Genomic DNA, 8,574 nt, shown 5'->3' on the forward strand with positions numbered 1-8,574 from the left:
ACGTAGTTGAGGAAAACAGCGATGCTGCCCTCTTTGAACGCGATGAGGACGATCTGATGTGGTACGTATGCAAACGGAGCGAAGCCGACGTAGGGGACGTGTACGGCTACGACTCAAGCGATCCTGACTATCCGCAGCTCGGCGCGTAACTCTCGTTTTTCTCCCCCGAGAGGGGTGCAAGCGGACGGATACCTGAAGCAACCAACGACAACCATGAGTTCGCATCAAATTAGAGCGGCGCACAACGGCCTCCACTGGACGATCGCTTTCGGCCCAGATGGAGCGGTCGTCGAAATCGACATCACGGTTGGAAACGACCTGTACACGCTATTCGAATGTCGGTAGTTCCCATCGCGTCGGCATAGCAGGATGATTTGGACACGAGATATGCCGAGTGGTAGTCAGAACTGGACTGGACACGGCCGTTTGAGGAGCACTCACCGCGTGAGTGCTCCGGAAGTCGCTGAGAGACCGTCCACAGACCGGAGCAGCCGCTCATCGCGGTGGTAAACGCTGGACGCGGGCACGCTCAGCCCGCGTCCAGCAGGCGGTAGGCGTCCGGAATGCCGACGCCGTTGGTTGGAGCTTCCCAGCGACGTTCGAGATCCTCGTCAAGGTCATGCGCGATCCACTCGCGGAAGACCTCGAAACGGAACCACGTGGGCAGTTCTCGCCCGCCGCGTCGCGGCTGGGCGAGAACACCCCAGCGCACCACCAGCCAGAGATTCCGCAGCAGGAACCCGACCAGCACGAACAGCAGCCGCACCGTCGGGTCTTTTGTGGTGGTTTTCGCTCGTGCTTCGCGGAAGGTCCGGAAGCTCGTCTCGATCGCCGAGCGCTTACGGTAGAGCGCTTCGACCTGTTTAGGCGTGCGATCGGCCTGATCGCACGCCGCGTATGCGCGCACGAGCAGTCCGTTCTTCCCGCGCTTGCCCTGCTGGTAGGAGACACAGACCGCGAGCGGGAAACGGAGTTCCCGCTCGCTGCCCTCGTACATCGTGTACTCGCTCCAGTAGGAGATACTTGTCTTCAGCGCCTTAGCGAGATGCTTCCCGCGGCGAACGACCGGGACGATCGTCGGAGCCGACTCTTGGAAACGCCGGATCGCGGCTTCGAGGTAGAAGCCGCGATCGGCGAGGATACAGGCGATATCGAAGGGAAGAGCAACGACGCGGCCGAGGACGCGCTCGGCCGCGTCAGCTCGCGATTCATCGCCGCGAACCGCGGTGACCGCGACGATGAGCGGCTTCGAGCGAGCCAACACGAACGCTGCACAGTAGCGATGGCACTTCGTCGTGCCATCGCGAGGTGTCGTCGAGCAGAGTTCGGCGAGCTCCCTGTACGGGCCGCCGTGGTAGTGGTTGTCGACGAAGTCGAGACAGATGATCCTCGGCCGCCGTGGGCCGAGGATCATCGCGGCCTGCTGTGCGAGGAGGTCGTTGACGATCTCTTCGAGGATCGTGGCAGGGACGGTGTGGAGCTGTGTGAGGGTGTAGTCGTCGGAGTAGGTCTTGAGCGAACTGTCGGTGACGGCCTTGGTTGATTTCTGGCCGACGGCTGCCCGAGTGACGGTCCGCCAAATGACCACGGGGTCGAAGTCACAGCCTTCGACCCCGGGAAGGGGCAGCCAACTGAGGAGGCTAACCGCTAAGCTTTCGAGGTCTGCCGCCGTAAGAACGGTGTCTGGGTGGTAGAGAAATCTCATACGTCACCCATCCAGACGCTTCCTATCGACCTAACGCTATCACTCGTGGCTATCCTCTGATCCGATGGGAACTACCGAATGTACTTGCGGTGCCACATTCGAGGACAAAGACGAAGGGATCGCCCATCTGGAGGACATCGATAGCGACGAAAGCGGCGAAGAAGTCCGAGTATATCGCGAAGTCAAACCCCGTCCTGAAACGGCCGAGAGACNGGGTGCTCGAAAGTCGAGCCACCTGATGGAGAGAGCGGCTGTACGAACTGCTACGCCGAACGACTCTCGCGACGGTACGACCACACAGAACACGAGTGGACGAACGAATATGCCGAAGAAAACGTCCAGACGAAACCCGAAAAACTCGACGAGCCAGCGTCGATCACGGCTTCCGCACCTGAAGACTGGTCAACTGCGGATCTTCCGGCAGGAAACCACCCATTGCGGGTGTTCGTGAACTCGATGAGTGATCTGTTCCACTCACAGGTTCCGGACGAGTTCGTCCAGAAAGTCTTCGCCTCGATGCGGAACTGTCCACACCACGTGTTCCAAATCCTGACGAAACGGCCGGGACGCGCTGCCCACATGCCGCTCGACTGGCCGCCGAACGTCTGGATCGGGACAAGTGTCGAGGACGACCGTGTGACCGAACGCATCGATCTGCTACGCGACTGTGACGCCGAGACGCTGTTCATCTCGTTCGAACCACTGATCGGACCGGTCGGAGAAGTCGATCTGGCGGGTATCGAGTGGGCGATCGTCGGTGGCGAGAGCGGTCCCGACGCGGATCGCCGAGAGATGAACCACGCGTGGGCACGAGCACTCCTCGAACAGTGCCGTCGCGACGATGTGCCCTTCTTCTTCAAGCAGTCGAGCGCTCGACGTCCAGAACAAGGAACTGCCCTGACAGTCTACGATCCCGAGTTCGACATATATGAACAGCGCGAGATACGAGAACTACCAGACATAGCCGAAGCAGTCGTCAACGCGCGGAAGCACACCCATGTCGATACAGAAACTGAGATGTGAATACTGTGGTGAATGGTTCGACGCCAACGAGACGGTGACCGTGGACATCCCGTCAGCGGGGCTGTTCCGGTGCCCCGAGTGCAGACGGTGGACCGAAGGAGTGGAGAAACGGTAGTCTCAGTATAGTTTTTCTTCCCCGAGAGCAGTGAGGGACAGCAACATCAGTTCTGTTCCGTGAACACCAATGGCAACACTACAAGCCGCCACCAGCTCGACGTGGAGTAGAGTCGATCCGGACGCCAAAAACCGAATCGAAGCAATCGCCGAGGAGTACGATTTCTGGGGCGCATTCGATGAACTCAACATCGACGTGAAGGAGAACTCCGATGGAGACACCATCATCAGTATCCACGGCTACGCATCGTTCGATCCGTCGAAACCCATTCATGATGAAGACGGGTCGGTCGTCGATCGCGAATACGGCCACGCCGAGGAGTTCCTCAAACGAATCGCGCCCCACCTCGAAGAGCAGCTCGTGATCGAGACAGTCGGCTACGAGAAGTGTCGCTTCCCGCTGCTTGCCGGCCAATGGAGCGTCTGGCCGGATGGCACCACTCAGTACGATTCGTTCGACCACAGCCCGGACAAGCCCGAGACGAGCGTGCAGGATGGCCAGTCGGACGACGCCGTCGAGTCCGGAGGCGTCGCCCAGTGAGCGAATCGACTGAGGCGGAGCGCCAGTTTTCGACCGGTATGGACGAGGCTCACGCGGCGGCCGCGGTAGCCAGCCATGAAGCGCCGGATCTCGATTTCCAGGGCGCTCTCGCTGCACTCCGCGAGGGCATCGATGGGTACGGCGACCGCATCCATGCAGGCGCGGCTGTCCTCCGAGCCACCGATGACCTCGACATCGAGACGGACCTGCTGACCCATCCGCGCGTCGAGCAGGCAGTGTGGCGATACGAGCATGATCCAGAGACGATCTGCCAGCAGATCGACCTCACCATCGAGCGCGAAGAGGCGACGGCCACCGTCGACGAGGTCGTTGCGGCGTTCCGCGTGGCTGCTGTCCGGCTCGACACTCCTATCGAAACCGATTGAGGGGAATGGTTAACAAACCTCCACTCCCCAAAGGATTCGACTACCCTACAGAGGTGAACGGGTGGATCCATGTACCGGAGTCAAACAAGAACGGCCACGTCTGGACTGGAGAGTCGGCACAGCGGTCGGTCGGTGTCTTCTCCGGCATCACCGACCGTGTCCGTGTCGCTGTCTTCGATGACCGTGTGAACGGATTCTGCAGCAAGATTCAGCCCGTGGAACGCTCGTTCGAAGTTGGCGAAACACAGGCTGAGGCGACGGCGTGGGGCGTCGAGCGCGCGGTCGCATGGATGGATCGTCACGCTCCAGATGAGTGGGACCACCCACACGTCGAAGAGGCGGTGTTCGATCCGCCGGTCGGATTCGTTCTCGATCGCTACTACCTGGAAGAGCGCGAGCACATCGTCTGCTACCGGCAGGAGAATGCCGAGAAAGCTGTCTGCATGGCGGGCGGACGAACCGCGGACAAAGAGCCGAGTCTGGAGACGCGAGCGTATCTCTACATCGAAGCGTGGCGCGGGAGCGGCAACGCGACGATCTCCCTCGCGCCGTGGCTGCGAGCGCACGACCACGAGAAGCACGAGGTCGTGGAACCGCCAGACGAGTGCGGGCTCGCCGTCGCCCTGAAACTGGCACGCGAGTGGGTCCGCGAGGAGGCCGGCCACACGCGGGACGCGCCCGAAGCTGGACAGAGCGGCCTCGAAACATGGTCAGAATGACCTGATTGGTGTACTCAGGTTCGATTTCTCCTGTTGAGAACCGACACTATCTCTATGGGGGTGAGCCAACGAATAACCACAACAGGAAGTGGCCTATGTCAGGAAATCCTCGCACGCCGCTGTCGGCCACAGCGAAGGAAGCTCTCGAAATCATCACGGATCCAATCCACGACCACGGGGGGAGGGGCTGTCCACAAGACGAAGTCCACCAGCTGTTGGCCAATCATGAAGCGTTCTCTCAGAAGCGGGCTGAGCGGGCGATCCACCAACTGCTGATGCGGGGTTACCTCTACGAAGTCGAGGGAAAGCTGTTCGTTACCCCCTGAACAGCCTCAAGCGGCACTCTTCTCCGAACAGCGAAGGCGATCATGATGCTCGATAGTTTGTCCTCCCCGGAGGGGTGGAGGATACTGACAATGGGCAACAACACAGTCAGCGACAGCACCGAAAAGACGACAACCGAAGAGCGAGTCACGATCACGCTCACCAATTATCCGATTCCAGTTGCCGAAGACGAGCGCGAAATCGGACTGGAGGCACTCGAAGACGCCATCAGCCAGCTCCTTGGCGTCAACATCGCATCGGCCGACATTACGGCGAGAGTCGGGCATCACTACGTCCAGATCGGCAACGACTGTCCGCGGTGTGGTGGCCTGCTCGAACTCCGCCAGTACACCTATTGCGACAATGGAGCCGTCGCAGAAGCTAACTGTGCCCACGCTCCCAAGTGTGAGTGGAGAGGCCGAGCCATCTATCGGATGATCGACCTTGAAAGCGGCCCCGTCGCGGATGTCGAGAGTGCCGTCGCCAACGGCGACATGACACCCTCGTATCACTCGTACTGACAAGGGTCGTTGACAGACTGGAATCACCGCATCACCCGAAATCATGCGGTTGAGACACGATCTTGCCCATGAACAACGGAAATGTGGTGTGTTCAGTCTGTTTCCGAATCGGGAATACAGGCCCACGACAGTGAACAAACATTCAAGTACCTGAGCAACAACTATCCAGTTGAAGACCAGACGATTCATGGACGGGACGACTACTGATAGCGAGAAAGTCGAACAGCTTACAGACATTTTCACCGATCTCACTGGTGCATCTTCCACCACCGAACGCCAACACGAAGATCGCTGGGCATCTGTCTCCGCGGACAACTCAGACGGTGACGAAACCATCCAGAGCATCATCCGCGAGATGATCGACGAGTACGGGATTCAGACCTCGCTCGACGAGGACGAACTCGTCACCCTCGTCCAGCAGTACCACGCTGGGAAGAGCGATACGCAGATCGCTCGTGCGCTCGGGTCGTCGAGCCGTGACAAGACGGTCGCTCGCGCCCGCATCAGTCTCCACCTCTTCCAGGAGACTGATTTCGACGCGCCGTTCGAGCTGTCGCGGCTACGCGAACTCCTCGATCAAGATACGCCGACCAGAGAGATCGCCGACACCCTCTCGGCGAGTAAGAGTACCGTTCGCGCCTACGCGCGCGTACTCGCCGCTGAAACCGAAGCCGAACGAGCCNCAGCGACGACACCGACCAGTTCAGCGAAACGGTGTCTCCGACCGCGTATGCGAGCGGTCTCGAAGATGCTGTTGGAAGCAGCTGATCAGCCAATAGCTTTATTAATATCTGGATATGTTTGTTGGATAGGGCAATAGCCCTACTGATGCCAAGCAGCGGATCGTTCCCTTCATCGAAACGGCACGGGAGTTGTTCCCCTTCGCCCTGCCGTATGTTTATTTGGCTGGTAGAGGAATGAGGTCACATCAATGGCAACTGAAGCGTTCAGAGCCCGCACGGACGACCGGCCTCCGCTCGCTCACCGAACCGACAGAATCGCCCTCCGGAACGAAACGAACACACCTGTCGTATACGTTGACGACGACCCACTGTTCTTCGCCGCGCCGGATGAAGAATCGATGAAACAATCGCCGCTGAAGCATGATATCGCCGATATTCGCCACCAGCACTACACCGTGGATGCAGACGATCTCGATGAGAGCGAGCGAATACTCCGAGAGATCGCCGATCAGTTCGATGCCGATACTGAGCAGAGATTCTACTACGGGATCGCGGGCGAACGAGCGCAGATTTGCGGGAATGGTCTTGAGGACTATTTTGAGGCGATAGCCAACTTCCGCACCACCTACAAAGACCTCGAAGAGCAGCTCGAACCTGCCGGAGAGTACCAACGAGACGGGTTTCCCCACCCACAGGAGTACATGAGCGTGAAGGCAGTCGGGCTCACGTATGTCGAGGGAGTGTGGCTGCGATTCACGACAAACCTCACTGAGAGTCCGGACGGGGAATACTACGGCTACACGACGCTATCGCTCACGATCGTCAAACAGCATGGCCCGCTCATGGCGAACTGGTTACAGGACCGACTTGACCATCCCGCGCTTGGCAGCCCCTCGTCAGTTGACCGGCAGAGCGTTCGGTCACAGGTGCATCTGCCGGTTGGCCCAGGACCACTCACCGATGTCAAACATCATCGTCTCATCGGCTTTCGCGGCCGTGACGAAACGGTTGAGTACATCTCCTGTGAGAATCCATACTACCGAGCAGAGCAGACAGCCCGCAGTGAGCAATACCACCGATTTAGAGACGCAGGTCTCCCTGACTGTGTGATTCCGCGACTCATTCAGATCGATCGCCTTCCACTCCGGCCGCGGGGCGGGTCCCACGGCATCGACGAAGACGTGTTCGTCGAGGGTGAGTTTAAAATCACGCAGTTCGGGTCAAACGCCAGGGGAGGAGGCGTCGCACTGTTTTCTGGCAAAACAAACCCGATACGAGAAGAGAAATACGCTAAGCGGGAAGCTGAACTGGCTGCGAGACGCGAGGAAGACAATCACGGGCTCCTCAACCGACTCACGCCCTGACACCGTCCTGGTATGTCAATACACACACCCAACTTCTGTCCCCGCTGCGGTACCGAACTGGAGCCAGACGAGTTCGATGGCGACACACGTGGCTACTGCTCGGTCTGCGAAACCCACGTATTTCACCTGCCGAGTCCAGCTGCGGGAGTAGTTGTTCTCGATGGCGACCGCGTGTTGTTGGTCCAACGAGATCGGCCACCGTTCGAGGGACAGTGGGAACTCCCCGCTGGCGTCATCGAGCACGGCGAGACGCCACGCGAGGCAGCAGCCAGAGAGCTCACCGAGGAGACCACACTCAATGTCACTTCGGATGCGCTCATACTCACCAAATCGGGAGGGCACGCTCTTGGAGCGACGAACGAGGAAGACGAAGAGGATGAGAATTCATCTGAGTCGGATGTGTTCGTCGTCGAGACCACCTTCGCAGTGAGTCGCAGCGAGACAACGGGCGAGCCGGCCGCTGGCGGGGGCGAACGCGCTGCGCGCTTTTGGCCGCTCGCAGAAATCCGCCCAGACCTTCGACCCGGCGAACACGAGCGAATTCGCCACTCGATACAGGCCCTCGACAGCTAAGACAGCCAGCAGACCCTGTTTTTCTGCGCCCGGAGCGGTGAGGCAGAAACAGATGAGCAAGCATTCAGATATCGGTATTCAGAGTCGATGGTTCACCATCGAGCTCACCATCTGCCAGTTCCGCGAGAGCTACTGGCCGGCAGCATACAGCGGTTCCAGCAGCGTGGATCTGTTCGTTCCACTTCCCGGAAACCGGACGTTGTGGGCCGCGGCGAGTTCACGGTGGCTCGCAGAACGACTTGGCATCGATCCGCTCGGCTCCGAAGCGCTCGCAAGCGTCGTGCCTGACCCGCCCCACAAATGCAAAGCAGAAGGGTGTGAATTCGAAACCGAGGACTACAGTGTCTTCCTCGCTCACGACGAACGCGAGCACGCTCCTGAAGCCAACCGTCACGCGGAACAGGAGGGTCGCTGATGGGAGTTCGTGGCCGATCGTCGGACGAGACAACCAAAACCTCATCTCGCATCAGAGAGGCGCTCGCAGACGCTCACGAAGAGTGGTCCATCGAGGTCGAAGAGGTTTCCGGGCGGGTGGTGATCGAAGCCGAGCGCAAGCAGTTTCATCCTAACGGCAGCAGTGCGGGAGCACTCGCGCTCGATCATCCGAAGAAAACCGGTTGG

General features: G+C 59.5%; 8 protein-coding genes and 2 pseudogenes. 9 read left to right on the plus strand and 1 reads right to left on the minus strand.

What is annotated here, in order from left to right; genetic code table 11:
* Positions 1-529: 529 nt before the first annotated feature.
* Positions 530-1,705 carry an ISH3 family transposase gene (locus C450_RS19930; RefSeq protein WP_049910554.1) on the minus strand — a complete coding sequence of 392 codons (1,176 nt, stop codon included), beginning with the start codon at positions 1,703-1,705 and terminating at the stop codon, positions 530-532.
* Positions 1,706-1,927: 222 nt separating this feature from the next.
* On the opposite strand from C450_RS19930, the pseudogene C450_RS19935 reads away from it, so the two are divergent.
* The 9 genes and pseudogenes from C450_RS19935 to C450_RS22250 all read left to right on the plus strand — a co-directional run.
* A pseudogene (locus C450_RS19935) lies at positions 1,928-2,728 on the plus strand (DUF5131 family protein); the annotation flags it as partial.
* A gap of 184 nt (positions 2,729-2,912) precedes the next feature.
* Positions 2,913-3,383, plus strand: a complete 471-nt coding sequence (locus C450_RS19940) for a hypothetical protein (RefSeq protein WP_005046919.1) — start codon at positions 2,913-2,915, stop codon at positions 3,381-3,383.
* On the plus strand, positions 3,380-3,769 hold the full coding sequence (locus C450_RS19945) for a hypothetical protein (RefSeq protein WP_005046921.1): 390 nt from the start codon (positions 3,380-3,382) through the stop codon (positions 3,767-3,769). The genes C450_RS19940 and C450_RS19945 overlap by 4 nt, the downstream gene beginning before the upstream one ends.
* Before the next feature lie 5 nt (positions 3,770-3,774).
* Positions 3,775-4,488, plus strand: coding sequence for a hypothetical protein (locus C450_RS19950; protein ID WP_005046923.1), 714 nt, complete (start codon positions 3,775-3,777; stop codon positions 4,486-4,488).
* Positions 4,489-4,904: 416 nt separating this feature from the next.
* Positions 4,905-5,333 (plus strand): hypothetical protein, encoded by a 429-nt coding sequence (locus C450_RS19960; protein WP_005046927.1) that lies wholly within the window; start codon positions 4,905-4,907, stop codon positions 5,331-5,333.
* 1,081 nt (positions 5,334-6,414) lie between these two features.
* Positions 6,415-7,380 carry a hypothetical protein gene (locus tag C450_RS19970; RefSeq protein ID WP_049910557.1) on the plus strand — a complete coding sequence of 322 codons (966 nt, stop codon included), beginning with the start codon at positions 6,415-6,417 and terminating at the stop codon, positions 7,378-7,380.
* A gap of 12 nt (positions 7,381-7,392) precedes the next feature.
* Positions 7,393-7,953: an NUDIX hydrolase gene (locus C450_RS19975; protein WP_080510353.1), complete on the plus strand. Its 561-nt coding sequence runs from the start codon at positions 7,393-7,395 to the stop codon at positions 7,951-7,953.
* Positions 7,954-8,005: 52 nt separating this feature from the next.
* Positions 8,006-8,368: a hypothetical protein gene (locus tag C450_RS19980; RefSeq protein WP_005046936.1), complete on the plus strand. Its 363-nt coding sequence runs from the start codon at positions 8,006-8,008 to the stop codon at positions 8,366-8,368.
* Positions 8,368-8,574 (plus strand): annotated as a pseudogene (locus tag C450_RS22250) (hypothetical protein); the annotation flags it as partial. The gene C450_RS19980 and the pseudogene C450_RS22250, both read left to right, overlap by 1 nt.

Source organism: Halococcus salifodinae DSM 8989 (genome assembly GCF_000336935.1).
In the GTDB taxonomy this organism is placed as follows: domain Archaea; phylum Halobacteriota; class Halobacteria; order Halobacteriales; family Halococcaceae; genus Halococcus; species Halococcus salifodinae.

Excerpts from the sequence above, each read along its gene's own strand:
- C450_RS19930 (WP_049910554.1), bottom strand. The coding sequence starts at position 1,705 with ATGAGATTTCTCTACCACCCAGACACCGTTCTTACGGCGGCAGACCTC.
- C450_RS19940 (WP_005046919.1), top strand. The coding sequence starts at position 2,913 with ATGGCAACACTACAAGCCGCCACCAGCTCGACGTGGAGTAGAGTCGAT.
- C450_RS19950 (WP_005046923.1), top strand. The coding sequence starts at position 3,775 with ATGGTTAACAAACCTCCACTCCCCAAAGGATTCGACTACCCTACAGAG.
- C450_RS19960 (WP_005046927.1), top strand. The coding sequence starts at position 4,905 with ATGGGCAACAACACAGTCAGCGACAGCACCGAAAAGACGACAACCGAA.
- C450_RS19970 (WP_049910557.1), top strand. The coding sequence starts at position 6,415 with ATGAAACAATCGCCGCTGAAGCATGATATCGCCGATATTCGCCACCAG.
- C450_RS19975 (WP_080510353.1), top strand. The coding sequence starts at position 7,393 with ATGTCAATACACACACCCAACTTCTGTCCCCGCTGCGGTACCGAACTG.
- C450_RS19980 (WP_005046936.1), top strand. The coding sequence starts at position 8,006 with ATGAGCAAGCATTCAGATATCGGTATTCAGAGTCGATGGTTCACCATC.